The following is a 26,747-nucleotide window of genomic DNA, read 5'->3' as shown; positions in this document are numbered from 1 at the left end:
CCTCCATGACACCCCGCGCTGCAAACTCCTCCGCCAGCGGCCCCGCGCTGCTGATACCGCCCCGGAGACTGCGCCTGCTCCCGGGCTGGAGCCGGGGCGACTCCCCCGTCATCCAGACTCCGCCGAGGAATCCGCGCCCGGAGGCCGGGGCCTTCGAGGTGGGCATCTCTCCGGATCGCATCGAGCTGCGGGCGCGGGACGCAGCCGGGTTCCTTTACGCCCGGCAGGCCCTCGAGGAATTGCGCACCCGCCACGGAGACCGCCTGCCCGCGGTGGAACTCTCGGACTGGCCGGATTTCCCGATCCGGGGATTTTACCACGATGTCACCCGCGGCAAGGTGCCGACCCTCGACACTCTCCTCGCCCTGGCAGAGCGATGCGCGGCCCATCGCCTGAACCACCTCCAGCTCTACATCGAGCACACCTATGCATTCCGCGAGCACCACGAGGTGTGGCAGGGCGCATCGCCTCTCACCGCCCGGGAGATCCGCCAGCTCGATGCCCGGTGCGCCGAGCTGCATATCGACCTCGTGCCGTCCTTTTCCACCTTCGGGCATTTCTACACGTGGATTCACCGAAAGTTCCCGGAGCTGAACGAACTCGAGCGCGATGTCTCGGGCGATCCCTTCACGTGGTGGGACCGGATGGCGCACTACACGCTGGACTGCCGCGACCCGCGCAGCCTCGATCTCGTCGCCGGGATCATCCGGGAGGTCGCGCCTCTTTTCCGCTCCCGCTATTTCAACATCTGCTGTGATGAAACCTTTGACCTGGGAACCGGAAAGAACCGGGAAGCAGCAGAGAGGCTCGGCAAGGACCGGCTCTATGTGGATTTCCTGAACGCAATCATCCGCGTCGTCCATGAGGCGGGACGAACGCCCATGTTCTGGGGAGACATCGTGCGGGATCACCCCGGCTTGCTGGGAGAAATCGCCTCCGATGCCGTACTGCTGCACTGGGACTACTCGCGGCGGCCTGCCGAAACGATGGCGGCAAAGCTCAAGGCAGCACGGCGTCCATTCTGCGTCTGCTCCGGCGCGTCCGGCTGGAACCGCTGGCTACCCGATCGCAGGACAGCCCATGCCAACATCGTCACGCTCGCGCGCCAGGGCCTCACCCACGGAGCGCTCGGCTCGATCACGACGGACTGGGGCGACTGCGGCCATATCAACTGCCTGGGGCCGACCTTTCCGGAAATCGCGCTCGCAGGGGCCAGCGCATGGAATGCACGCTCCTCCTCGCTCGGCTATCGTACCTTCTACCGCCGCGCCTCGCGACTGCTTCTCGGCGACGACAGCGGAGAACTCGCGCTCCTGCTCGGCCAGGCCGCCTCGACCGCGAAGGCGGAGTGGACAGCGATCTCCCGCAACTGGCAGCCGCGCTCGCCCAACATGCCGGCCGACTGGTTCGATGCCCGCACGGGGCTTTTCTGCGACCTCCTGAAATTCACGCCGCGCGCCCATCGCTCCGCCCTCCGGAGGCTCGAGGCGCTGACGCTGGCGATCGACCGGCTCCTGGACTCGGCCCGGCCCGGCGACCCTGTGCTGACCCCCGAGATACGCCTCGGCCTTCACGGCCTGCGGCTGATGGAAAAGCTCGCTCTCGTCTGCCATCATCACGCTGGGAACCTCCGGCGGCCACCAGTGGATGCCGCGCAGCTCGCAGCGGAGTTTCAGGGCTTTGACCTCGAGCTGGCGCGCGTCTGGGCCATGCGAAACAAGCCCTCCGAGCTGGAGCGAATCCGCGAGGTCCTGCGCTCCATCACCGCCTACCTGCAGGGCGGGCGGCGAGTGGATTGACTCGTCCTTCCGCATCCATATGCGTGACGGAAATCTTGCCGGGAAGGCCCCGCTTGCGTTACGCGAGGAGTGATCGCAGGAGTCCTCTCCCGGCGTTCCCTGCAGTGATTCCCTCATGAAACTCTCATTCCTCCTTCCCGCCCTCGGTCTTTCCCTCGTCGCCGCCACTGTTTCCGCCCAGGAACCGCTTCCCTCGGACGACGGCTCATCCATCACCACGGTCGTCACCAAGGTGCAGCCATCGAAGGCCTCGCCGCTGCCGGTCGCCATCCCCGCGGATCACGCTGCTGTCCGATACTCCGGCCGGTTTGAGAAAAAGGAGGATGCCGCCATGGTGTGCGCCTGGCCCGCCAGCGCGGTCACTCTGCGCTTTCAGGGCACCGGGGCGGTGGCCAATCTCGGCATCGGTGGCAACCGCGTCCTCGTCGTGGTGGACGGCAAGCCGGTCAAGGTATTGACTGGCAACTCTCAGGAGGTCGGCAAGGTCGTGCCGACCGTCAGGCTTTACTCCCTGGCCGAGGGCCTGCCCGCCGGGGAGCACACGATCACGCTGGTCAAGATCACGGAAGCCAACCTGGGGAACGTGGCCTTCTCTGGCTTCCAGCTCCCGGAGGGCGCTGCCGCCAAGGAATCTCCCGCTCCCGAGCGCAAGATCCAGGTGATCGGGGACTCCATCAGCGCCGGATATGGAAATGAAGCCGCCAGCCAGAAGGAGCACTTTTCCGCCGAGACCCAGAACGCGTATCTCACCTATGGAGCGATGGCGGCCCGCGCCTTCGGCGCCGACTACACCTGCCAGGCGTGGTCGGGACGGACGATGTGGCCAAAGTTCACGCTGCCCGAGGTTTACGGTCGCACGCTCCCCCGCGACGCGGCCTCAGTCTGGGCCGGAGACGCAAAGAAACCCGACGTCATCCTGGTGAACCTCTGCACCAACGATTTCTCCAAGGGTGCGCCGGAGGAGGAAGCCTGGGTCGCGGCCTATCACGCCTTCCTCGCCCAGCTCCGCAAGGAGGCTCCAGATGCCACGATCTACTGCGCCCAGGGACCGATGATCAACGACGGGTATCCCGCCGGGGGCCAGGCTGGAACCAAGTCCCGGCTGTACATCCAGCGCATCGTCAAGGAGTGCAACGATGCCGGTGACGCCAAGGTCCATTACCTGGAGTTTCCCACGCAAAACATCGCCACCGACGGCGTGGGTGCCGACTACCACCCCAACCTCGTGACCCACCGCAAGATGGCCGACAAGTTCGTCGCCGCCATCAAGCAGGACCTCGGCTGGGAACCCGCGAAGCAGTAAAAACACGCCGTCCTCGCTCCCTCCCCGGAAAGCCGGTCAGACCCGGAGCAGTTCCCGATACAGCCAACGCCAGGATGCGGCGAGACCGCCCTGGCGTTCATTATTCAGCGGCTGCATCGGGATCTCTACCGATCCCGCTCATCTCCACCGCGGACTCTGCGATGCGGGTGACCCGCATTAAGGAGAGTCAATACGGCCTGCCGTTGTAGCGCGCGCTGTCGTTCACGCCGGGAAAGTCGTCCGTGCGGAAGGGCGATGCAGGGAAACCGGCTCCATTGAAGAGATTGCAGACCGGGTTGTCCGACCAGGCATAGCGAACGGCGACAGGATCGGCCACGTTCGTTGACCAGACGACGACTTCGTCGCCATCGATCCGTGCGCTGGCCCATTGCCAGTTCCGGTCCGCTCCGCAGATGAGAAATCCCTGCAACTCGCTGCCAGGGGTGGGCTGGACCAGGGGCAGGGTTTTCCCGGGATTGGCCGTATCCGGAACATAGACATCGGGCAACTCCCTCGCGACGAGGCCGCCGTCGGCATGGCGGAACTTCACCCGGATCTCCCGACCCGCCTTTTGAAAGGAATCGTAGATCGGACCCGAGAAAGCACCGCCTCTGCCGTAGGTCTGGGCGAGGGCGATTGCGGCGGGACGCTTTCGGCGGAAATGCACGTTGTTTTCCGTGAGATCGATGGTCACGGCCACGCCGGTCTCGGGTTGGTCGAGGGACTTCAACTGCGACTCGCGGATCTCGGCCCACATCGACGGCCCTGGCCGGTCCTGCTTCGGCCCCTGCCCCGCGAGCTGGCAAAGGTAGAAGGGAAAAGTCCCGCGATCCCAATGGCTCCGCCAGTCCCGGATGAGCAGCGCCAGGGTGGAGCGATACTGGTGCGAGAGGCCGACATTGGTTTCCCCCTGGTACCAGATGGCTCCCCGTATGCCGTAGGGAATCAGCGGATGGATGACGCCGTTGAACAGCGCGGTGGCGACATTCTGCATCTCGGCGGGCTTGACCGGAGCGCCCGGGAGCTCCCCGCGCGCTGCCGGAGACAGCGGAGGCAGTCGATACTCCACCTGCGCCTCCCAGGCACCCTCAAACAAATGCAGCGGACTCCTCCACTGGGGGAGCGAGCTGAGATCGATCCCCGCGCCGCCCGCAGGCGCAAAGATACGGATGGCCACGGTCGCTTCCCCGGCCTGGACCAGCTCGGGCGGAATCCGGTAGACGCGGTCATTGGCCACCCCTTCCGAGCGGGCGGTTGTCTCGCCCACCTTGCGGCCATTCCAGTAAACCTGGTCAAAGCCCGCGATCACACCCGGCACGATCGTGAGGGGCTTCCCCTCGAGGTCCTTGGGAATGCGGACGGTGGACCGCAGCCAGACCGCTCCGCCATCGGGCAGGAGCTTCGCCAGCGCGGGATCAGGAAATTCCACGGGCGTCCATCCGTCTCCGGGCGATCCGGGTGAGGCAAAGGCGGCGGCATCCTGCGCCGGCACGTCACGCCGCTGGTGCTTCTCCTCCCATGCGGGGTAGTCCCGGCGATAGGCGTCGAGACGCGTGGGATAGCTTGCCACAGCAGCGAGCAGGTTGTTCTTCGGCTCCCGCAGATCGGGGTCGCTCTCCATCGCCCCGGCGCTCAGCCAGGCCTCGATGGGAGTGCCTCCCCACGACGCGTTGATCAATCCCACCGGCACGCCCAGCTCGCGATTGAGCTTTTTGCCGAAGAAGTACGCAACCGCCGAAAAACCCGCCGCGCTCCCGGACGAGTCAACACTCCAGGCATTCTGCGGTCCCGGCGCACCCGGGCGGCCAAGCAGGCCGGCCTGGGGGCTCGTGCTTCCGGGCGATCGCGCGTTGAACAGCCGCAGGGTGGAGCTGGGATTCCCTGTCACGTCCTCCTCCGGGATGGAATCCCGGACGGTCCACTCCATGTTGGACTGGCCGGAGCAAAGCCACACCTCACCCACGAGGATGTCGCGCAGCACGATCTGGTTGGCACCCGCGATGGTGAGGTTAAAAGGCCCCGCCGGGGCAGAGGAGAGATCCAGGTCGACCCTCCAGCGTCCCTCGTCATCGGCCCGGGTTTCCCCCTCAAGACCGGCAATCCTCACATGCACCCGCTCGCCCGGCTCCGCGCGACCCCAGATCGGAGTGTGCTCCGATCTCTGCAGCACGGCGTGATCCTGAAACATCTGCGCAGGAACGACCTCCGCCCGGAGCAAAGAAGCTGCCGGAGTCAACAAAAGCGCGACACCCGCGCTGCGAACTCCAGCGCGAAACCAAGGAAGGAAAGATCTCATAAAAGCTCCGGCGGATCACGGGTGACGCCCGGCCGCAAGACATCCCCGGCTCATGACTTTACAACTCGCCGGGGGAATGAGAAGGCATCGGAGGCGTCGAGCGCCACGCCTCCATTGCCAAGGGGACTGCCTTCAGACGATGCGGCGACGGCGGACGATCACCAGCATCAGCACACCCGCTCCGAGAAGCGCCCAGGTGGCGGGCTCCGGCACCACGGAAAGGGTACCCAGATCCTCCGAGAAGGTCCATGTACGGCTGCTCGCGTCCGTGCCGCTCCAGTTGCCTGAACCGTCGTTGACGAAGGTGAGTGCGGCGAGATTCGAGGTCACGTTCCCGAGATTGAGGTCGCCAATGCCAAAGGCCGAGCCGTTGAACAAAGTCCATGAGGCCTGGGTCAGGGTCACCGAGGTCAGATCCAGGGTGAGTGTGCCGCTGAAGGCGAAGAGCGTGTTCTGCGCGGTCAGCAGGCCGCTGGCGGAATCCGTCACGCCAAACCCGATGGTCGAGCTGGCGATGCTTCCCGTGGTTCCCAGCACGAGGGTTCCCTGGGTGATCGTGGTGGCGCCGGTATAGGTATTTACCCCGGAAAGTGTCACAGAGTCCGCGGTGGTCTTGGTCAGTGTGATGCCGCTTCCGGCGAGGATGGCCGTGACCGAGCCACTGCGGAAATCGAACGATCCCGTACTGGTCAGCGTGGAGGTACCGGTACCCGTGATGCTGCCGCCGCCGTCGAGGACGACCGTGCCCACGGTATCGGAGCGATTGGCGGCCAGGTCGAGGATCGCACTGGCTCCATTGACGGTCACCTTGCTGGTGTCGGCGATCTGGTTGTTGTTGGAGGAATACTTCACCGTGCCGCTGGTAATGGTCAGATCCCCGGCGATCGCGGTGGCCCCGCCGCTTTTGTTCAGGGTGAGGGAGGCCGTGGAGGCCGCTCCGTTCATCGTCGTCACACCGGTGTAGGTATTGGAGGCCGAGCCGCTCATGACGATGCTGCTGACGTAAGACGAATTCGTTGATGTCGTAAAGGTGAGCCCGCCGGAGCCCTTGATGACATTGCCGAGTTGTAGGCTTCTATTCGTAAACTCGGAGCGAACGTCCACCGTACGAACGGAGGCCCCCAGGTCCCAGTCGCCGTAGAAGTAGGAGCTGGCATCGGGAACGATGGTGAAGTCCCCGCCCACGGTCGTGTTGTTATAGATGTTGGAGGTGTAGTTCGTGCTGATCTTGCCGCCATTGATCGTCAGTACGCCGGTTCCCAGCGGACCTTTGGTCACGGCACCGGGCGTCCCGACCGAGTTGCCCGTAATGCTCAGATTGGTATTGGGGCCAACGGTGACGCCTCCCGCGAAATCGCTTTCGGTATTCGTCAATGAAATTGCTCCGGAGGTGCCGGCGAAAATGATGCCGCCATTGGAGATCTTGCCGGCGAAAGTCACGCCGGTGGTGCTTAGCATCGTGATCGTACGGGTGGCTCCGCCCAGATCAAACGCTCCCTCGAACCTCATGAGATTCGTATTAAGCGACAGATTTCCATTGGCCACCATGTTGTTTCCCAGCTTGGAATTGCTACCAGTATTAACGAAGGTCGAGCCGTTCTCAAAAACGAGCGTTCCCGTGCCCAGGGAGCCCGCCGTGACCGCCCCGGCGCTTCCGCTGTAACTTGTTCCCGTGTAGGACAGCTTCGAACCAGAAGCGATCGTGACACCTCCCGAGAAGGTATTGGCGACATTGCTGAGGCCAAGACCGGCCGCCCCGGAAATGATAATACCTCCATTGGTGACGACACCGGAGAATGTCGCACTGTTGGTGCCGACCCCCGAGATGGTGCGGGTGGCCCCGCCGAGATCAACCGCGCCCGAAAGACCTCCGGTCGTATGATTGAACGTAAAGTCGCCTCCGAAGAGCATGTTATTTACCAGCGAGGTCTCCGAGGTAAACAAGTTGGTGCTCAGCATACCCCCGTTCAGGGTCAGCAGACCAGTTCCGAGCACATCGTTTCCGAGTCCCGCACCGCTGAGAATCAGGTTGGACCCGGTGTTGAGTGTCACTCCGCCGGTGAAGTTATTCGTTGCTCCGCTCAGGGTGAGAGTACCCGCGCTGACGATCGACCCCGCGCCGGAGAGCTGGCTGCCGATGGCCACGACATTGCCCGTTGCCACGTTGATCGTACCGCCAAAAGTCAACTGCGAGGATTGGAGCGTGACCTTGCCGGCTCCGTTGCTGGAGAACGAGATATTATTAGCAACGATCGGGGTTGTTAGCGTCACATTATAAGCGCTCGCGATGGTGGTAAAAATGGCATTGTCGAGATTGGCGTTGACCCACGCCACCCGCGAGGCGCCCCCGTCGCTGGTCCAGTTTGTCGTGGTGAGATCCCAGTTTCCGTTTGCAGTCTGGATGCCTCCACCGGATCCGGTATCCCAGGTGAGGTCTGTCGCAGCCTGGGTCCGCCCCACGACAAGGGACAGAGCCGCAAGGCAAAAGAGCCCGAGGCGATTCCGGGAATATCCGTACCAGCGTGATGGCGAGGGGGAGTGTTTCATAAACTTTAGTCTGAAAATCTACCTATTGCGCAGACCTGCCCCCGCCAACTGAAACGTCACGCATATTGATGCAGTCATTTTTCCCGCTCGGGTGGGGTGTGCGGTCATTGCGCCGAGCCCCGGAGACGGGCGTCCAGCTCGGATGGCGTGAGGACTTCCAATAGCCCGGCATCCTTCCGGGCCTTCCAGTACGCGACGACCCGTGCAAAGTCTTCCGCAGGAAAAGAGATGCGGGACGGGGGCCTTCCCTCGGGCTGGAGATCATGCAGAAAATAAACGAGCACGCCTCCGGTGAAAACGAGGCCATCGGCCAGGGCTTGATGAGCCTCGTACGAGTCCGTGAAGGTCACGGGACCGGAGACATCGGCAACCAGCGGGATGGAAAGAGTGACCGTCGCGCCCCGGATGCCGTCACGGGCGATGGTGGTGCCAGGGGCAATGCCCGGCCCGGAGACGGCGCAACCCTCCCGCAGCCCGACAGCATGGGGAGAGACCACGAGGGTAGATGACCCGGCCTTGCCGGTGGCCTGTAGTTCCCGGTAGCCGCCCATGCCCACGGAGGTGACGATGGCGGGCAATTCGATCCCTCCGGGCGGGAGGAGATTGACGTTGCCGACGCCCCCGCCGCTTTTAAAGATCGTCATGCCGGTCTTGGCGCCGATCTCCCGGCAGATCGCCTGCTTCGGGAGGGAATTCCCCGCGCTGCTGAACCACGTCATGCCCCGGGTAAATCCCTGCTCCGCGGCGCGCGTTTTGCAGGCGACGATCTCCTCCTCAAAGAACCCGCTCGTGGTGGCGGTGTTCAGCCCGGTGCGCGACCAGGAGCCGTTGTAGACATCCCAGCCCTTGTCGTAAGCGCCGCGAAGCTTGGCCACGATGCCCGGAGAGTACGACGCGTCCTTGAAGCCCCCGATTCTCAGCCCCCCGCGAAACCCGGCCGCCTCCATGATCGGAACGATATGCGTGTAGGTGGAGTCGTCCGTGATGTCATCCGTGACGACGAGGACTGGACGCGTCCTGGCCGCCGTCTCGAGGGAGCCAATGGAGAGCTTTGCACCAACCGGCAGGTTGTTGGGCGCCATGGTGATCTCCGTCACCGGCCTGGAGAAATCAAAGCCCGTGTCGGCCGCCACGACGGAAGTCCCCGGCTTGCTGAATGCCGCGCTGGCCGGAGAGGCCGGGTCCCACAGAGGCAGATAGCTCCACCGGTTGGCCCGGAAGGCTCCGGCGGAAAAGTTGTAGCTGATTGCTCCGGACTCGTTCTTCAGCTGGATCGTGAGCGACAGCGCGAAGCCTCCCGGCCCCTCGAAGTCCCCGAGATAAACCGGCACGCAGAGCAGGCGATCCTTGGGTATCGCGAGATTCAACCCGCTCCAGGAGAACTGGCTGTAGCCGTCGCCATGCTTGACGATGGTCTGGGCGGCACGTGGCGGCCCGCCCAGCGCAGGCTCCTCTGTCGCGGTGATATTGGCCGAGATGCGGGTGGGAGCCACGATGGGAAACCAGACGGACGAAGGGGCCGCATCCAGCCCCGCCTCCGCCCGAGCGCAGAGCGGCGAGGCAGCGAGCAAGCCGAGACACAACGCTCGTCGCACCGCCGCAAAAGCCCGGCATCCTCCCGGGAAGAGGAGGCAGGCAGCAGAGATCGCGGACTTTCGTCGCGAAACTCCTCTCCCGGGAGAAAGTGTCTTCATCGGGACCCGCCTCCCGAGGTTTTGTCCTCGCAGAGAAAGCCGTAGATGGCGGCGGCCGGGGCGAGGTTCTGGTGTATGGTGAATTCACTGCCCATGGGCGAGCATCGGTTGCTGAACCAGCGCTCGTTCCCCGGCCATTCGTCGATCGCGGGATAAACCGAGCTGTTGGCCCAGTCGGAATCCCAGGGTCCCTGGCCGAGGTCCTTGCCCTTGCGCCACGGGCTGTAGGGTATGAGGCCCTCCTGGAAACGCCCCTTGCCATTATACCACGCGTCGAGGTGAAAGATCTGGGTGGGATAGCGCGGCCCGACGCCGGTGATCCACGTCTGGTTCAGCGAGTTCGTTCCGAGGAAGTAGTCGCACGTCGTGTAGAGCCCGGCGAGATAACGGCGGGCTTTTTCGGGGTCCGAGTCCCTGGCCAGCGTATAGGCGACAGCGCCGTCGAGTACCCACGGCGTGGTCTGCTGCCCGATGAGCATGGGCATGCCGAAGTTGCCCCCCCAACGCAGCGCCCGCTTCGAGGAGGTATTCAGGATGTTCTCGTCGGCTGTCTTGAAAATCGCCGCCCGGATGCGCTCGAGCGTGGCGGGATCGGCGGGCGAGGGACCGCCCCCGAGGGCATAGACCCAGGGGCCGTAGGCACGCTCGCCGGAGAGGATCGCTCCCGACTTGATGCCGGCGGTGTCGGCGAGGAAACGTTCCTCGTAGCGCCTCTCCCCAGTGAGGCGGAAGAGCGCCGCCGCCGCATAGGAGCGCGGCTCGGCCAGCACGATGGTGGAGGAATCAAATAGCCGGCGCGGCTCCTCATCGCCGGGACGGGTGTTTTTCTCCGCCCAGTCGTAGGCCTCGCGTGCCTCCTTTTCCCAATCCACACCCTCCGGGTCCGGAGCCTTTGCCAGCTTGAGGGCAAAGGCGAGCTGGGCCGCCGCCCCGGCATACCGGTAGGTCGACCACGGGTCCTCTCCCGACACAGCCCACTCTCGATTGACATCCTCCCAGGAACCCTGGCCCACCTGGGTGCCATCGGGGAGGGTTTTCGTATCTTTTCCAAAGCCATCTCCACTCACGCGCAAGCCCAGGCCGCCGGTGCCATAGCCCTTGGCCATGAGCTCCTGCCGCAGGCGGTGCCCGTACCGGGGCAGCCAGGCCGCCTCGTCCACGATGTCGGGTACGCCGTTGCCGCTTTCCGGGATGTTCAGCTCGCCGTCAGTGAATTTGCCCGGGGCCATCTCATAAACCATGAGCAGCTCCTGCGGCACCCGCATGTGCGAGTAGTAGCCATCCCAGTCCCCGGCGTCCTGATACCAGCCCCAGGCGTCGAGCGGTCCCTTCGCGGCCGCCTTGAGCTCGGCGGGCTTGGCATTCTCTCCGCTCCAGTCAGCGAATCGCGACGTCGTGTAAAACAGCCTGCCCGCGAAGCCCGGGGTCAGCCCCGGGTGATGCGGAGCCGGACGCTCAAACTCGGTGTAGGGCCGGGTGAGTGCGATGCCGGAGCGGTTGTGATAGAGGGCGCGAGCGACCGGGCGAAACGCCTGCCGGTAGACATCCGCATCGATCCGGAACGGCCACGAACACCCCACCCCGTCGACCGAGACCACGTAGGTCCCCGGCGTGGTGACGGTAGAGAAATCGCACTCCCACACGTCAGCCTTGAGGAAATTGCCGAACGGCGGCGAGTCGTTGACCTGATAGGTCTCCGGGTTGTCGCGGCCCTTGCGGTATTTCAGCGTCCCGTCAAAGACGCTTTTGCCCGTCGAAATGTCGATGAGATGAAAGGCGCGCTTCTCCGCATCCGCCACGGTCAGCGCCCCCCGGTCGCCCATCCAGTGATAAACATAGGCATATTTTTCCGGCGCGCCCGGCACGTAGCCGAGCGTATTGACATGTACCGCCTCCGAGCGGGCTTTTTCAGGATCGTAGGTCAGCTTCGACACCCTGGCGTTCTTCGCCAGATCGCCGGTTTCCACTTCATAGGTCATGCCGGGCTTCATCGGGGTGGGCAGATGAAGATAGATCCAGTGTTCCTTCACATGGTCCGGCTCGGTGTTCACTACGCGGTTGTTGGCCCAGCCGTTGCGTATCCAGGCAAACTCGACGCCCTTGCTCTTTCGCCCGATGGCGGCCGGCGACACGCTATCCTTGTAGGCGGGATCGTCCGGGCTGGTGATCCGATAGCTGCCGGGCTGCGCCGCCCGCGCGACATCGAGGGGATCAGTGATTACCTTGTCCGCGGAGACCGGCTGGCCCCGCTGGTGATACTGCACATGCCCGTCCTTGAGCTCCAGCATGAGGATGGAGTCGGTGAGCGGCTGGAGGGACACGATGTCCGACGCCCACGCCGCGCGGAGGGAAAGCAGACAGGCAAATGACAGGACGTGGAGGATTTTCATTGTTTCACACAGGCTGCGCGACCGGCTCCTCGATGACGTTGGCGGCCGACTCCGCTGCCGTTTTGCGGCCATCGTAATCCAGCAGTGGATCATAGCCTCGCTCGATGCGGCAGAGGATGGCGACTGCCGCAATCACGCCGAGGTCGATGATGAGGGCGCTAAGGCCGAAGACGATCACGCCGGTGTGCAGGCCGTTGTGAATGGCCACCACGACGAACCCGACCTTCACCAGGACGCCGAGCAGCAGGACGCATGACTTCACAAACAACACACCATGGTGCGGAATGCCATCGCGGGGTGTACGCCCGGCCAGAGAGTCCCCGACACTCAGGAGAATCCGTCGGCGCAGCCGGAACCAGCAGAAGATGAGGAGCGCGGAAAACGGGATGAGCGCCAGCAGGTAGACCCGGAGGGCGTCGGACCAGCCATGGACCCACAGCCAGGCGGCGACGCTCACGACGAGCACGGCGTCGCACACCATCACCACGCTGATCATGGCGAGGGCGTACTTGAGCCAGCGCACCTGCGTGCCTACAAATCCCGGGCGGTCCATCTCCTCACGCCCCTCCTCGGACCACGGCGCAGGCGGGCTGAATTGCCTATCCCCCCCGAGCGCGAGCCACTGGCGGTACAGGCTGACGATGACGCACCCCATCGCGATGCTCGCCGTGGCGGTCCAGAGAAAGTTCAGCCGGTAGGCGAAATCCGACCCGTTGAAAAAGAGGGTCTTGAGGATATAGAAAAAGCCGCCGACCAGAACGCCCGCGATCATCTTCATCACATTCGTTACGATCGACTGGGCGGAGCAAAACTGACCGTAGCGCGAGCGGGGGAGCAGCCGCATGTCGAGCGGCACTGTGGCCACGTTGCACAGGGCGGCGTGGAAGACGCCGATGAGCGCGCCGCCGAGCATCTGGAGCCAGAAAAACGCCTTGGGCGGCAGCGTGACAAAGAGCCACACCCAGTTGCCCAGCGAGAGCAGCGCGGCGAAGACCGCCGAGTAGGCGAGGATTCTCAAGGGATGCCAGCGATCGATGAAGATGGAGGCGAAATAGGCCGCCACCATGGCGGCCAGCGCGACAATGGCTCCAGTCTTGCCGACATAGTCGAGCGTGAGCCCCATCTCCCGGTAAAAGAAAATCTCGAACGGCCACATCGCTGCAGCCAGCGCCGGGCTGATGGCATAGGCAAACTTCGTCCAGTAGAACTTGTGGGAAAAGCTCTCCCGGAAGAACGTCTTGAGACCGGCAAAGCCGCGCGTCTTCTGCTCATCCTCCCCGGTGACGGGCGGATACTCTCCCTCGCGTACAAAGATGCAGAGCAGCCCGATGCCAACAAAATACACTGCGGCAACGCCAAGAAAAATCTCCCGCATGTGGCTCTCCGCGTACTGGAAGATGAAGTAGTTGTAGAGAAACCCGAGCGATGCCGTCACCATCTGCATCAGCCCGAAAAAGCGACCCGAGAGCGCGACCGGCACGGTGTCGTTGAAGATGTAGATATAGACCGACGCGATCACGACATCGGAGAACTGGAAGAGCACGATGCAGGTGCTGACCAGCAACACGGCGGCTCCCGCCGGGGTGAGTGCGGCCAGGACGCCGCTCACGTGCAGGTATCGCGCGATGTCCTCCGAAAACGCCAGCAGCACGATGCTCAGAGTGACGAACGGAAGCGTGACGAAGAAGAACGGCTTGCGCCTGCCCCAGCGCGTTCGCAGATAGTCGCTCTTGAAGCTGAGATAGGGCGAGATGAACATCCCGAACATCGGGAAAATGCTGGTGAGCAGCAGGCCGATGAGCACATCCGAAGCGCCCAGCGCCTTCAGCTTGAGCGGCAGGATGCTCGGGATGACCATCATCATCAGGTTGAACGAAAGGCTCCCGACAAGGAGGAAGACAAAGAGGGAAACGAGCGTCGCCTTCGTGTAAGTAAGCGTGCCGCAATGCCACGTGCGGGGAGCGACCTGCTGCGGATGACGGGAAATTTCCCTTGCAGTCACGGCGCGCTCCCTCCGCCAGCAGACGTGCTGCCGCCCTTCTCCGCCGGACCGGGAGCGGAAGGTTTCCCTCCCTCCTTCAGGTACCGGTCGAGAAAGTCGAGCGTCCGGCGGGTGAGGTCCACCTCGTCGGAGTCAAAATTGAAGGCGTGCTTCGTGGCGCGCTCCAGGGTGATGAACTCAAAGGGCACGGAGGCCGCGGTGAGCCGCCCGGCGAGCTCCTCCGACTGTTTCCAAGTCACCCCGGGGTCATTTTTGCCATGCACGATCAGCGTGGGCGGCGAACCTGCCCCGATATAGGTGACGGGGCTGTAAAGCTGGAGGAGCGGTTTCTTCACCTCCTCCGGGTCCTTTTCATTGCGGACAAAGGTCCAGGCTCCCCAGGAGGGAAACGTCTCGAGGTCCGAGATGCCGTAGAAATCAACGATGCAACGAACGGTCGGTTTGATCTCGGAATAGCGGCGGCCCTGCCCGAGCGAATCCGATCCAGCCCCGTAGGCGGTCAGCATCGCGAGGTGCCCGCCGGCGGAATCTCCCGCGAGGGCGATGCGGTCGGGGTCCACTCCGTATTTCGCCGCGTTGAGGCGAACGAAACTGACGGCGTCCATGCAGTCCTGGATGTTCCGGGGTGCCCCCTTGAGCTTGGAGACCTTCTTGCCCTCGACCTCCTCAAACACGTTGAGCTGATAGTCGGGACAGAAGACGGCGTATCCGGCCGGGACGGCGCGCTTGGCGAATTCCACGGGATAGCCCCAGATCTTTTTGCCGCCGGACCATCCTCCGCCATGGATCACCACCACGGCGGGGCGCAGTTCCTTGCCGTCGGCAGGCAGATAGACGTCCATCTTCTCCGCGCGATCGGCAGCGAGAAACTCGACATCCCGGAAAGTGGGATCAATCTTCGCGAGGACGACGGGCGGAGCAGGCTCCCCGGCAGTCAGCCGCGTCGTCGCGGCAAGGAGGACAAAAGCGAGACCGATGGTTGATCGCGGGAACATGGGGAGTGGGTCCTGAATATGCCCCGCCCGCGCGCCCGCGCCACCTCCGCCTCACGCATATTGATGCGCTCCGCGAGCCGTTCCACCCAGGACCATATCGACTCCTCCTCCGCCGCGTGATTGCGCCCGGCAACGTTTTCCCTGCACCCGCCTTTCCGCCCGGGAGGGCAGATGCCGCCTAGGGTTTGCGGATCGTCACTCCCTCGCGCCAGGTGCCCGGCACGAGCATGAGCATGGGGAAAAGAGGGATGCCGTATTCGTTGCGGTGAATCTGCGCGATGATGCTGTCCACAGCGAAGCTCCCGACCATATGGTGGTTCTGGTTGATCCCGGCCAGCCGGGTATTGTTGGGATCGGCGCTGAGCGAGATGTGGGCGACATCCGGCGGGCGGAAACCGGCAGCCTCGGCCCAGCCAAAGAAATCACCGTTGTTGCTGACCAGGGCGTCGGGACGGTGGGCCTTGATCCAGCGCGTAAATTTTCGTTCGCCCCACTCGTCGAGGCAAAGCATGCCCCGGCAGTCCGGCTGCCGCGTGGACAACTGCTCCTTCCAGGCGGAGAAGCCACCGAGCCACTCGTCTCCCAGGTGGTCGATTTCCTCCTTGGTGGTCGTCAGGGCGATGCGGCGATAGCCGCGCGAAACGGCCACCTCAAGAGCCAGTTGCACACTGTGGAAATAGTCGGGCTGCACGCGGCTCATCGCCGGGAAATGCAGGGTGGGATCGACCGCCGCGCAGGCGAAATTCTCGAAGGAAAAGCCCGTGATATCCAGGTGGGAGAGAAACGGCGTGCTGAGGAAAAGCACTCCGGAGATGGCGCGGGCGCGCAGGACTTTGGCGAGGCGGGCGGCGGAGTAGCCGCCATCGGCGAAAAGGAAAACCTCGGGTGTGAAGCCAAGCTGGATCGCGCGTTGCTTGGCCCCCTCCAGGTATGTCTTCACGTGGCTGGGCATGCTGCTGCTCTCATGAAACGTCACGCAGGCGATGACGGCACGCCGCGGGGATCGCCGGTAATGCATGACCTGGGCGGTAAACGCCGCGACGAAGGGATTTGGGCGATAGCCGATCTCCTTGGCGATGGCCTGGATGCGCTTGCGCTGCTCCTTGCTGACCTGGGGATCGTTGCGCAGAGCCCGGGACACCGTGGACTGTGACACTCCCGCCGCGACCGCAACATCCCGGGTCGTGACTGTCCTGCTGGGGGAATCCATCCGAGCAGCCTTAAGCGACTTTCCCCGGGAGTCAATAGCATTGCGCGAGGCCACCGGAACCCAGTTTGGGAAAGCGCCCTGGCTGCCAAATTCCCGGCGGGCGATGCCTAAGTATTTGCCCGTGCCATCTGGCTCGGAATCACTCCGCCGGCGCCGGGGCGGAGGCCCTTTTCCAGATGGAACCCATCTCCCAAAGTATAAGCTTTCGGATGGTCAGCCGGCCCCGGGTGCAGGCAAGAGCGAGGGTATCGCCCTCGGGAACAAAAGCCGCGGCGACGGTGGCCTCGCCTTCATTGGCAAAGGCCTCCATCGAGGTCGTGTCGAGAAGGAGTTCCAGCGCAGTCAGCGGCTGGGGTTTCCGGTCCGGGCCGAAAAAGGTGAAGGTCTTGTCGCGCACTCCGATCTTCCCATTCGCAAAGCGGAGCGTCTGCCCGCGGAAGCGTATCTCCCCCTCGGCCTGGGCGGCCATCTCCAGCTCCATCTTCAGATGAAAGGCCCGCCCCTCCGCCAGCACCACCTCCTGCCCGGCGGCCATCTCCCGCGCTTCCCAGGTCCTCTCCGAGCGATGAAGCTGCGCGACCTCGCGGATCGGTGTGCGAAATACCTGTATCGTCCCGTGCTGAGTCCGGAGCGAGAGCTCGCATGGAAAAGTCATCTGCTGGCTGAACGGCATCTCCGGGTGGTACAGAAACTCCTCCGGATACCAGCCACGCCGCAGCCAGGCCATTTGCACGCGACGACCGTCATCCATGCCACCAAACGTCTGCGTGGCATAAAAGTCCGGCCCGAAGCACGCCCGCTGCTTCCCGGACTCGGCCGTAAATCTCGTGCCGTCAAACGAACCAACGAAACAGGACCCATCGCCATTGACCACCACCCATTTCTTGCGGCCGGGGTCCCCATCGACCGGGAGTTCAAACATATCGGGACACTCATAAAATCCCGGCAGGAAGCTCATCTTTTCCCAATCGAGCAGATTCCTCGATGAGTACCAAGCATAGCCTCCCGGCGGAGCGTAGAGCACCATGATCCACTTTTTCTCCGGTTCGTAGCGAAACACCTTCGGGTCGCGCTCAGCATCGGCCAGGACGGGATTTTTCTCATACTTGGTCCAGGTCCGGCCCCGGTCGTTGCTGAAAGCCAGGCATTGCGTGGCATGCCGCGTGCCGTCGGGCTGCACTCGCGGACCGCTGCTGTAAAAGGCAAGCATGGGCGCCACGCCATCGCCCCGACCCAGGCCTGAGTCATTCTCCCCATCGATGACAACGCTGCCCGATTGCACGCCATCCCACCGATAGGCTTCAGTGAAGGCAGGGCTTATCTCCTCCCAATGCACAAGGTCGCGGCTCACCCAGTGCAGCCACGCCCTCGCCCAGCGCTGGGCAAAGAGATGATACTCTCCATCGTAATAGACCAGCCCGTTGGGATCATTCAGCCACCCTTCCTCGCCCCGCGCGGGATTAAGCCGGGGCGTCTCCCATTGCCGGCCGGTGATGTGAAATCGCGGGCGTAGCGACTCCTCATACAGCGCCCCCGGGCTGTCCTCCGCGAGGAGCGGCGCAGCCAGGATCAAACAGGTGGCGAGGACGGCGCAGGGCCGCCAGGTTGCCAGCCTAGTCGCCCTTGCCGGTGGTCGCGCCTCGAGGCTTGCCATAGACACAGGTGTTGCCGTTGAAGCCGATATAGACCAGGCCCGCCGTGTCCTGGCTCGCCGCCATGCGGGAGGGGACATCCAGCAAACCGGTGGGGTAATAGCTGATGCGGTCCCAGGTGCGCCCCTTGTCCTCGCTACGGAACACACCCCATGCCGGGTCATTGGCGAGGCGGCCATAGAAATAGATCGCTCCGGGAACGTTCGGCCCCTTGCCCACGGCGAGGGTCACGGCATTGTCCACACCCTCCACGCGGCTGTAGGTGAGTCCACCATCGCTGGAAAGCCACAGCCCGTGCTTCATCCCGCCCTCCCAGCCATCGGCAAACCAGAACTCGCCGCGCACATGAGGATTGGCCGCGATCTGGGCGTGATGTCCGCCGTCAGGCAGATTGGAATCGGGGACGGGAGCCCAGTTTTTTCCGCCATCCTCGGAGAGGTAGTAACCCTTCCACGGGAAGTACAAAAGAAAGCGGTCAGCGATGGCGGGATCGGCCACCAGCGTGCGCTGCTTGAGGGCAAAGACCCAGTAGCCCGCGATCTTGTCCATCGCGCCGTTTTCCTTGAGGGGAAACCCCTGGCCCATGGTCCACGTCTTTCCGCCATCGTGAGACCAGTAGGGCGGCTTGCTCTGGGTAGGATACCACACGATGTGGTCCTCCCCCTCGCCCCATCCCTCGCGACGGCTGATCGCGAGATTGCCGGACTTCGCCCCGGGCGGGCAGGAGGCAAAGTGCGTCCACGTGCGTCCGCCATCGGTCGAGTATCCGGAGTAATCCTTGCCCGATTTTGTATGATTCACGTCCGCCGAGGCGACCGCTACGAACTTGCCGTCGTTCGGGCAGACAGCCAGCCCCAGTCCGTTCGAAATGAGCTGATCCTGCAACGTGGCCTTCCTGGCGGTGAACTCATCGGGATTATCGACAAAGATCGCCGTGGCGTCCTCGGTCGACACCACCGCCCGATCCCCGCCGCCGGGCGGAATCACGACATCCTGGACCACAAACTCCTCGATGCCCTTGCTCGAGATCGTCCACTGGAGCGGGTGCTCCCTGGACTCGGAGTTGTCAGCCGAGGGCCGCGTGGTGAGCACGCCCTCGTTGCCCTGCGGAGCCCAGAGATTTCCGCGGGCATCGAAATAGATGCCGCCGTTGGAGCGCCAGCCGAGCGGCGAGCCATTGACGTGCTGCGGCATCCAGCCCACGGAATTTGCAAACACAAACGTATTCCCCAGGAACTCCCAGGTCTTCCCGCCATCGAGGGATCTCGACTGCGCGCCGCCGCTGCCGATGGCAAAGAGGCGCTCCGGGTTGGCCGGGTCCACGGCCACGGACAAAAGGGAATTGCCCGAGGAGCCGAGGCTCACCGGGCTCGATGTCCACTCCCCGGCCCGCGTCTTCTTCCACATCTCCGACGGTCTTTTCGCGACGGGCACGTAGAGATTTCCCAGCGCGTCGACGGTGACATTCGCGATCTTGTCGGCACCGTCCCTGCCCGCAGTGATATCCTCCCAGTTCACCCCTCCGTCGAGGGACTGGAGAATCCCCTTGCCCGCGAGAACGACATAGATGATCGATTTCTGGGTATCGACCTTGTCATAGCGAACGCCGAGGATGTCGGCACTGGCCTCCGGCGCGCCGCCGCCCGTCACCTGCGTCCAGGCCAGGCCGCCGTTGACGCTTTTCCAGAGTCCCGCGCCTTGCGAGCCGAAGAAAACGATCCTGCCGTCGTTCGGATCGACAGCCAGCCGCTCGCCGACGTTGCGCCCGCTGCCGTTGGAGTTCATCGGCACATTCAGGTCGCTCCCGACGAAGGAACGCCCACCGTCGTCACTGCGAAAAACGGTTCCCTTGATTGCGTCGAGTTTCAGGTCCCCGCTGAATTTGAATGGTCGGGCCATGAGCACCACTTTTTTGTCGTTGGGATCGGTGGCGAGGGCGGTGACGCCCCCGCGACTCGGCGCGACGGCGGCCGACTCCGGCAGCCCACCCGAGGCGGTCCGGATCACCATGGGAAACCACTCCTGGGCCTGCTCGTCCCACCGGTAGGCGTTGCCGACATCCGTGCGACAATACCGAATGGCGGGGTCTTCCGGATGCAGGACCAGCCCGGTGACAAATCCTCCCGCACCGATCCGCACGGGCTTCCACTCATACTCCGCGGAAAGATCAGCCGCCGCAGCGGTATGGCCTGCTCCAAGACCGAAGAGGCAGGCCGCCGCAAGGCCGGGGCGAATGCACCTCGCGGGAAACACATGCAGGATAGAGCTGCTGAGGGAAATAAGCATACCGCCACATCATCCGAACGCCTGCCGTCGATCGCAAGCGGGTGTGCACGCATATTGATGCAGGGAGCTGTTCAAGACAATGCGACAGTGGCATTGACGTCATTTTTTGACCTCCCTGCATGAATCTGGCAGGCGTGACCCGATCAGACCGGCCGATCCCGGGACATAAGAAAAGCGACCGCCATTCCGCTAGACATCACCCAAGAGCTAATAACAAACATCGAGCGTCTCCCTTTGCGTTATTCCTCGCCCGGACACATATATTAATAACCCCCCGTCGCCCCGCGAGCATCATGCCGCCTTACGCAAGGGAATATTGACTTAGCCTCTCCCGCGTCGGCCGCCTGCCAGCGAGCCCCGCATATATGCCTAGGAAAAGAGCGCATCAATATGCGTGCATCTCCCCTTGTTTATGATAAGAGAGCACGTGACATTCACCCCAGAATGAATCGCCCCCCCAGAAGAATTCCAACGCCCGACGCGTTCAGTCTCGTTGAGGTCATGATTGCTCTGGCCGTCACGGCTGTCGCAGTGCTGCCGATCATGGGTTTGCTGCCGGTTGGCCTTTCCAGCTTCCAGCATGCGATGGACACCTCGGTGACGTCGCAGATCTATCAGCGAGCAGCTGCCGACGCGGGGCAGGCGGATTTTTCGACGCTCACCTCGTCCCACCCGGGAACGACCCAGTTGCCCGTCCGCTACTTTAGCGAGCAGGGCCTCGAGTGCACGAGCGCGGACAATCCGGTATTTCAGGTCGCGGTGGGCGCAAAGCTCAATGCATCGTCGAGCCTTGCCACCGTGGTGGTTGACATCGTGAAGACACCCGGCACCGGCACCCTGAGCCGGGACCCCGCCACCGGGGGGTTTATGGCTCCCGAGAAATCAGCCGCGACCTGCATTCGCCGCACGTTCTATGTGGCGCGGACGAGATAGCGGCTGCCGCAGGCATCACGCGAGGAGAGCCACAGGCTTCAGCCTGATGGAAGTGCTCATCTCCGTCGCGGTGATCTCGCTGCTGGTGGTGATCCTGGCATCGATCACCGACCTGACCCGCAAGGTGTGGCTCCGCACGTCGGCCAAGGTCGAGCAATTCCGCGCCGCGCGGGAGGCATTTGACACCATCACGCGCCGCCTCGCGGAAGCTACGCTCAACACCTATTGGGATTACGACAACCCGGCCAACCCACAGCGCTACATCCGGCAGTCGGAACTACGCTTCCTCTCGGGGCCGATGGACAAGATCGCAGGCGCGGCGCCATCGGGAAAAACATGGTCCACGCACGGCATATTTTTCCAGTCCCCGGCGGGGTTGGTAAACCCGAATGCGACCGTGGATGGAGGAGGCCTCAACAACCTCCTCAATACCTGCGGCTACTTCGTGGAGTTTGGAGACAACACCGCCGCGCGCCCGCCCTTCTCACAGCCCCGGTTCCGCAGCAGGCTCTACGAGCTGATCCAACCCCGGGACGACCTGAGCATCTACAAGGAGACCTCCGGCCAGCCGTCGTACACGGGACGAAACTGGTTCACCTCCAGCCTGGCCGGGTCGACGCGCCCGGTCCACATCCTGGCCGACAACATCATCGCCCTGGTCTTTGTCCCCAAGTTGTCGTCCCAGGATGACCAAACGGAGAGCCGTCTGGCGCCGGAGCTGCTCTACGACTCCACCGACGCCAGGACCGACGCCTCGATCAATCCGAAGAATCAGCTGCCCCCCGTGGTGCAGGTGACGATGATCGCCATCGACGAAAACTCCGCGGCCCGCCTGACCACAGGCACCTCGCCTCCCGACTTCGGGCTCGCCGGGAAGTTCGCCTTCGGCTCCGGAGCCGCCGCCAAGGTCGAGCAGGACCTCCAGGATCTCCAGGATCACCTCGCGAAACAAAACATCAATTTCCGCGTCTTCACCGCCAATGTCGTCGTGCGAGCCGCACGCTGGAGCACCGAACAGTCGAACTGATATGGCCCATACATTTCCTCGCAGGCCCCGCCAAAGCAAGGGCGCGGCATTGATCATTGCGCTGGCCTTTCTGCTCATCGTCACCGCGCTGGCCGTTTCATTCCTGAGCAGTATCTCCGGCGAGACCTTTTCGTCCTCGGCCCAGGCCAATTCCGTAAACGTCCGGCAGTTGGCGGACTCCGTGCCGCAGATCGCCATCTCGCGCATCCGCGAGGCCACATCGGGGCTGACAGATCCGAGCGACCCGGGTTCTCCTGCGGTATCCTGGGCGTCGCAGCCGGGCATGATCCGCACCTACACGTCGACAGGCTCGCCCGGCACATTTTACCGGCTTTACTCGGCGTCTTCGGATTCCGTGCCCGGCAGCTCATTCAAGCCGGGGGATGAACTGCCGCCGGTCAACTGGAACAAGCAAAAAGGCGTCTATGTCGATCTCAACAGCCCCGTGATCCGCACCGAATCCGGAGGGAATCAATCGCTGGAGTTTCCCATCGTGGACCCTCGCGCCCAGACAGGCGCGGCCGCCACCAGCATCGAGGGGTTCAACTACACCAGCGGGACGATCAATGGCATCGTCGGCCCGGGCGGTTCGCCAAACGACCAGCGTCTTCCGATGCCGGTGCGGTGGCTGTATGTGCTGGCCAACGGCCAGCTCCTTCATCCCGACGACAGCACGAGCGGGACGATCACCTTCACCGGACCGGTCCAGCCCTCCAAGAGCAATCCCATCGTGGGCCGCATCGCCTACTGGGTCGATGACGAGTCCTCCAAGGTAAACATTAACACGGCATCGGAGGCGACGTATTACGACCTCCCACACTACTCCGGAGCGCCGGACTTCGTGCTGTCGATGTTCTCCCCCACCGTGAACGAGTTTCAACGCTACCCGGGGCACCCCTCAAACACCGCGCTCAGCACGGTGCTCAAGCCCTGGATCCCGTCGATCAACGACGTGCCCATCACCTACGACACCAACTACAAGCCAGCGGGAATGTCCGCCGCCACCACGCGCATCGCCCCGAGTGCAGCCGACGAGATCAGCACGCGGCTGAAGCGTTACCTCAAGCTCACCCCGCGCTACCGCTTCGGCGGCACCGAGGGAGGCACCGTCATCACGACCATGACCTCGGGCGCGGTGGCTCCGCTGGCGCAGAAAACCGAGCGCCTCTACAGCAGCGTGGACGAGATGCTTTACGCGCCGGATCTCGCCGGATCGGACCCTTCGATCACCAACGACGTGCTGGAGCGGGCCCGCTTCTTTCTCACGGCCAACAATCGCGCGCCGGAGGTCAATCTCTTTGGGTTGCCGCGAGTGGCCATCTGGCCGATTCACAAGACCGACGACTCCGATCACCGCACCGCCCAGGACCGGCTCATCGCCCGGTGCGCCACCCTCGGCAGCGCCTCCGGATCATCAAACTCCTATCCGTTTTACTTCCAGCGTTACGACTCCAAGAGCACGTCCAACGACTACCAGGGCATCCCCCGCAACCAGCGCCTCTATTCCTACCTCCAGGATATCACGTCGCGAAACATCCCGGGCTTCGGCGGAAACTTTGCCAGCAAATACGGCTCGGGAGAGCGGGACCAGATCCTCACGGAAATCTTTGACTACATCCGCTCATGCAATCTCAACGATCCCAACCTGCCGACCAGCGGCACCTACTCGGACTCGTACAAGATCGGCGGCACATGGTACAGCCCCTCCACCTCGCCCTACCGCTCGCCAGGCCTCGTCGTCCCCATCAAGATCAGTGACACCAAGGGCGCGGGGAGATTCCCCGTCATCGACCAGGCCTTCCTCGTCTTTTACTGCGTCGGCATCCCGACGACGCCGCCCAGCGGCCAGGCGAAGGACACCGAGACCAAGTTCCGTGCGGCGCTTTATTTCAACTTCATGAACGCCATGCAGGGCTTCATGGTGAGCTTTACCAACTTGCAGCTGACCGTCACCGCCACCAATACGTTCACCTGCTTCCCCGTGGCCGATGCCGATCCCGCCAAGTCCGCATCGCTGGTCAGCGGCCAGCCCAACGAGCCGTTCAACTTCTTCAAGAACGGATCCACCGTGACGCAATGGGCCAATGCCAACGAGCGCGCCATGGGACAGGGCAACCGGCGAAACTTCGGCGGCAACCACTCGTACTCAGCGCTGGCGGATCACGCCATCAGCGAGTCCGATGCCCGGAGGCGCTTCGAACTCGTCTCGGCCGCCACACCTGTGATCAGGGGCGATCCCGTGAAGGCGCGCTGGAACCTCAAGGGGGGAACCTTTGATGTGACCTTGCGCTCTGCCGATGGCGAGACCATCCAGACCTACACCTTCAACTTTCCCGACGTCGCGAAACTGCCGATCCCCAGGCCCGTCGTGCGCGGAAACTACAACGCCCAAGGCACGCTCCTGGGCTATCAACAGGCGGCTCCCGACATCGACGGAGCGGGCGGCAAGGCGCAAAACAACGGCGTGCTCCTGATCGACAACCGGGATGTCAACCCGACAGACCCGCTCAAGACCGTTACCAGCACGGACTACGGCGATGTCGTGCGGTCGGTCCAACTGGTCGACAAAACGTCCTCGGGCGATTACGTGGGCGGGGATTTCCGCCGCCTCTCCTACATGGCCAATGTCCCCGCGAGCTGGTTCTCCAAGCACAAAGACTACGATGGCGAGGCACGACGCGCCCATGGACTGCGCGACGGCAACGGCAATCCGATGCCCGACGCCACCCGCGGGGGGAACCTCGTGCCAAACATCAACTGGGCCGTCGACAGCCCGCCGAACGTCTGGAACAACGAGCCGAGCTACTATCCCTTCGTCCGCGGCGAGATCAACGGAGTCTACGCTTCGACCACAGGCTCCCCCTCCGATGCCCCGGGAGATTGGAACAATGGCTTCGGCCGGTCGCCCGATGGCGCGTACCTGAACAAAGCCGACGAGGGGCTGGCGTATTCCTCCGCCGGCGGCGGTGTGCCGTATTTCGACTGGGACGGCTACCCCCCCGACAAGAACATCACCTCACCCAACAAACAGCTGCCTTCGCCGGGCATGTTTGGCTCGCTGCCGACGGGCACCACCAAAGGGGCATCGTGGCAGACCCTGCTCTTCCGGCCCGATCCCACCGGGAAACATTTCGGAGCGCAAAGCCCCGCCGATCATCTGCTGCTTGATCTCTTCTGGATGCCAATCGTCGAGCCCTACGCCATCAGCGAACCCTTTTCCACCGCGGGCAAGATTAACATGAACTACCAGATCATGCCCTTCTCCTACATCACGAGGGAAACCGGTATGCGCGCCGTGCTCGCCTCCGAGCGCATGCTCGCCATCACCGGAAAGAGCGGCGCAAAGACGACCAGCAAAAGCAGTTGGAACGCAGCCACCAATCCCGACCAGCGTTTCAAGATCAACGCCGACGAGACCTTGAAGGGATTCTCCAAGCGTTTCACCGCGGGTGACATCTTCCGGTCCGCGAGCGAAATCTGCTCGATCGACCTCGTGCCCGGCGATACGACGGACTCCTCCGCGACATCAGGCACGATGAAGACCTACTGGGAAAACCACATGCTCACCGGGGACAACGTGCGCGAGCGGCCTTACACAACGATCTACCCGCGAGTGACGACCAAGTCGAATGTCTTCACCGTGCACTTCATCGTGCAGAACCTTAAGAAGATTCCCTCGACGCCGGTCGATCAATGGGTCGAGGGCAAGGACATCGTCGCAGGCGAGTACCGGGGGTCCGCGATGATCGAGCGCTACATCGATCCCGAGGACCCGGCGATTGTGGATTTTGCAACGCAAAGCAGCCAGAGCGTGGAAGGACTCTACCGCTGGCGAGTGGCCAACGTGAAACGGTTCACCCCATGAGAAGCCGAGCCTTCAGCCTCATCGAGTTGCTCGTCGTCATGGCGCTCATCGGCCTGCTGGCCACCCTGGCCGTCCCCGCGATCAGCTCCATCCAGCGAGCATCGGCTCTCTCCTCGGCTGAAAACGAACTCACCTCCATGCTCTCGCTGGCCCGGCAAACCGCCATCGCGCAGAACCAGGAGGTCGAGGTACGGCTCATCCGCTTCAAAGACCCCTCCGCGCCGGGCACCGAGGAGCGGCTCGGCGCATTTCAGCTTTTCACTTATAACACGGACGGCCAGGCCATCGCAGTCAGCCGCCTCAAAAAACTCCCCTCCCAGATCCTCATCGACTCCGGCACGACCCTCTCCACCCTCGCCGATCCCTCGCTGAAAAAGGCCTGGGGCTCCGAAACGAAACCGCCGGTCTCCGGCGTCGGCACCTCGTACGAGGCGTGGTCTTTCCGGTTCCGGCCCGACGGGAGCGCCAATGTCCCCCCCTTCCCCGGCACCCCCTGGTTTCTCACGCTGCATGACGTACGCGACGGAGACAACCTGGCCAAGCCGCCGGCAAATTATGTCACCCTTGTGATGGATGCCGTGAACGGCAACGTCACAACGTGGCGGCCCTGAAGATCAGCCCGCCCCGGCCGCCCATCCTCCCGCGCGGAAGCTCTGTTTTCCCTGCCGGAAAGAAAGTTCCGCACTGCATCAATATGCGTGACGTCGCACTGGTTCTGCCTGGTTGGCGAAGGATAGTTAACAACCCA

The 26,747-nt window shown here is 63.3% G+C and carries 15 protein-coding genes; 6 read left to right on the top strand and 9 right to left on the bottom strand.

What is annotated here, in order from left to right:
* The first annotated feature begins 5 nt into the window (after positions 1–5).
* Together TSACC_RS04070 and TSACC_RS04065 are read left to right on the top strand one after the other, a co-directional pair.
* Complete coding sequence (locus tag TSACC_RS04070) at positions 6–1,799, top strand: family 20 glycosylhydrolase (protein WP_075078112.1); 1,794 nt, start codon at positions 6–8, stop codon at positions 1,797–1,799.
* 115 nt (positions 1,800–1,914) lie between these two features.
* Positions 1,915–3,102 (top strand): SGNH/GDSL hydrolase family protein, encoded by a 1,188-nt coding sequence (locus TSACC_RS04065; RefSeq protein ID WP_075078111.1) that lies wholly within the window; start codon positions 1,915–1,917, stop codon positions 3,100–3,102.
* 187 nt (positions 3,103–3,289) lie between these two features.
* On the opposite strand, the gene TSACC_RS04060 is transcribed toward TSACC_RS04065, so the two are convergent.
* From TSACC_RS04060 to TSACC_RS21630, 9 genes are all read right to left on the bottom strand, one after another.
* On the bottom strand, positions 3,290–5,398 hold the full coding sequence (locus tag TSACC_RS04060; RefSeq protein WP_075078110.1) for a sialate O-acetylesterase: 2,109 nt from the start codon (positions 5,396–5,398) through the stop codon (positions 3,290–3,292).
* Positions 5,399–5,530: 132 nt separating this feature from the next.
* Complete coding sequence (locus TSACC_RS04055; RefSeq protein WP_075078109.1) at positions 5,531–7,945, bottom strand: beta strand repeat-containing protein; 2,415 nt, start codon at positions 7,943–7,945, stop codon at positions 5,531–5,533.
* 104 nt (positions 7,946–8,049) lie between these two features.
* Complete coding sequence (locus TSACC_RS04050; RefSeq protein WP_153811248.1) at positions 8,050–9,639, bottom strand: hypothetical protein; 1,590 nt, start codon at positions 9,637–9,639, stop codon at positions 8,050–8,052.
* On the bottom strand, positions 9,636–12,029 hold the full coding sequence (locus TSACC_RS04045; RefSeq protein WP_075078107.1) for a glycoside hydrolase family 9 protein: 2,394 nt from the start codon (positions 12,027–12,029) through the stop codon (positions 9,636–9,638). The genes TSACC_RS04050 and TSACC_RS04045 overlap by 4 nt, the downstream gene beginning before the upstream one ends.
* Positions 12,030–12,033: 4 nt before the next feature.
* Positions 12,034–14,031, bottom strand: coding sequence for an MFS transporter (locus TSACC_RS04040; RefSeq protein WP_075078106.1), 1,998 nt, complete (start codon positions 14,029–14,031; stop codon positions 12,034–12,036).
* On the bottom strand, positions 14,028–15,026 hold the full coding sequence (locus TSACC_RS04035) for an alpha/beta hydrolase (RefSeq protein WP_075078105.1): 999 nt from the start codon (positions 15,024–15,026) through the stop codon (positions 14,028–14,030). Before TSACC_RS04035 ends, TSACC_RS04040 begins: the two co-directional genes overlap by 4 nt.
* A 178-nt stretch (positions 15,027–15,204) precedes the next feature.
* Entirely contained in the window at positions 15,205–16,236 is a 1,032-nt protein-coding gene (locus tag TSACC_RS04030) for a LacI family DNA-binding transcriptional regulator (RefSeq protein WP_075078104.1), read from the bottom strand.
* Between the two features lie 139 nt (positions 16,237–16,375).
* Entirely contained in the window at positions 16,376–17,890 is a 1,515-nt protein-coding gene (locus tag TSACC_RS04025; RefSeq protein WP_169809527.1) for a glycoside hydrolase family 32 protein, read from the bottom strand.
* The gene (locus TSACC_RS21630) at positions 17,850–20,174 is read right to left on the bottom strand and encodes a beta propeller repeat protein (protein ID WP_075078102.1); all 2,325 of its coding nucleotides are present in this window, start codon (positions 20,172–20,174) and stop codon (positions 17,850–17,852) included. Before TSACC_RS21630 ends, TSACC_RS04025 begins: the two co-directional genes overlap by 41 nt.
* Before the next feature lie 501 nt (positions 20,175–20,675).
* On the opposite strand from TSACC_RS21630, the gene TSACC_RS04015 reads away from it, so the two are divergent.
* From TSACC_RS04015 to vccD, 4 genes are read left to right on the top strand one after another with little or no spacing between them, the layout of a single operon-like run.
* Positions 20,676–21,107: a hypothetical protein gene (locus tag TSACC_RS04015; RefSeq protein WP_075078101.1), complete on the top strand. Its 432-nt coding sequence runs from the start codon at positions 20,676–20,678 to the stop codon at positions 21,105–21,107.
* A 46-nt stretch (positions 21,108–21,153) separates the two neighbouring features.
* Positions 21,154–22,134 (top strand): Verru_Chthon cassette protein C, encoded by a 981-nt coding sequence (gene vccC / locus TSACC_RS04010; protein WP_169809526.1) that lies wholly within the window; start codon positions 21,154–21,156, stop codon positions 22,132–22,134.
* 1 nt (position 22,135) lies between these two features.
* Complete coding sequence (gene vccA / locus TSACC_RS04005; protein ID WP_075078099.1) at positions 22,136–25,999, top strand: Verru_Chthon cassette protein A; 3,864 nt, start codon at positions 22,136–22,138, stop codon at positions 25,997–25,999.
* The gene (vccD, locus tag TSACC_RS04000; protein ID WP_075078098.1) at positions 25,996–26,610 is read left to right on the top strand and encodes a Verru_Chthon cassette protein D; all 615 of its coding nucleotides are present in this window, start codon (positions 25,996–25,998) and stop codon (positions 26,608–26,610) included. Before vccA ends, vccD begins: the two co-directional genes overlap by 4 nt.
* The last annotated feature ends 137 nt before the right edge of the window (positions 26,611–26,747 follow it).

This window comes from Terrimicrobium sacchariphilum, assembly GCF_001613545.1.
GTDB classification, from domain to species: domain Bacteria; phylum Verrucomicrobiota; class Verrucomicrobiia; order Chthoniobacterales; family Terrimicrobiaceae; genus Terrimicrobium; species Terrimicrobium sacchariphilum.
Note: the sequence above shows the minus strand (reverse complement) of the source record. Positions and strands in the feature narration are given on the sequence as shown.

What these genes read in the sequence shown, in the direction of transcription:
- vccD (WP_075078098.1), top strand. Translation starts at nt 25,996, where the DNA reads ATGAGAAGCCGAGCCTTCAGCCTCATCGAGTTGCTCGTCGTCATGGCG.
- TSACC_RS04025 (WP_169809527.1), bottom strand. Translation starts at nt 17,890, where the DNA reads ATGGCAAGCCTCGAGGCGCGACCACCGGCAAGGGCGACTAGGCTGGCA.
- TSACC_RS04045 (WP_075078107.1), bottom strand. Translation starts at nt 12,029, where the DNA reads ATGAAAATCCTCCACGTCCTGTCATTTGCCTGTCTGCTTTCCCTCCGC.
- TSACC_RS04030 (WP_075078104.1), bottom strand. Translation starts at nt 16,236, where the DNA reads ATGGATTCCCCCAGCAGGACAGTCACGACCCGGGATGTTGCGGTCGCG.
- TSACC_RS04070 (WP_075078112.1), top strand. Translation starts at nt 6, where the DNA reads ATGACACCCCGCGCTGCAAACTCCTCCGCCAGCGGCCCCGCGCTGCTG.
- TSACC_RS04050 (WP_153811248.1), bottom strand. Translation starts at nt 9,639, where the DNA reads ATGAAGACACTTTCTCCCGGGAGAGGAGTTTCGCGACGAAAGTCCGCG.
- TSACC_RS04035 (WP_075078105.1), bottom strand. Translation starts at nt 15,026, where the DNA reads ATGTTCCCGCGATCAACCATCGGTCTCGCTTTTGTCCTCCTTGCCGCG.
- TSACC_RS04065 (WP_075078111.1), top strand. Translation starts at nt 1,915, where the DNA reads ATGAAACTCTCATTCCTCCTTCCCGCCCTCGGTCTTTCCCTCGTCGCC.
- TSACC_RS04055 (WP_075078109.1), bottom strand. Translation starts at nt 7,945, where the DNA reads ATGAAACACTCCCCCTCGCCATCACGCTGGTACGGATATTCCCGGAAT.
- TSACC_RS21630 (WP_075078102.1), bottom strand. Translation starts at nt 20,174, where the DNA reads ATGCTTATTTCCCTCAGCAGCTCTATCCTGCATGTGTTTCCCGCGAGG.
- TSACC_RS04015 (WP_075078101.1), top strand. Translation starts at nt 20,676, where the DNA reads ATGATTGCTCTGGCCGTCACGGCTGTCGCAGTGCTGCCGATCATGGGT.
- vccA (WP_075078099.1), top strand. Translation starts at nt 22,136, where the DNA reads ATGGCCCATACATTTCCTCGCAGGCCCCGCCAAAGCAAGGGCGCGGCA.
- vccC (WP_169809526.1), top strand. Translation starts at nt 21,154, where the DNA reads ATGGAAGTGCTCATCTCCGTCGCGGTGATCTCGCTGCTGGTGGTGATC.
- TSACC_RS04060 (WP_075078110.1), bottom strand. Translation starts at nt 5,398, where the DNA reads ATGAGATCTTTCCTTCCTTGGTTTCGCGCTGGAGTTCGCAGCGCGGGT.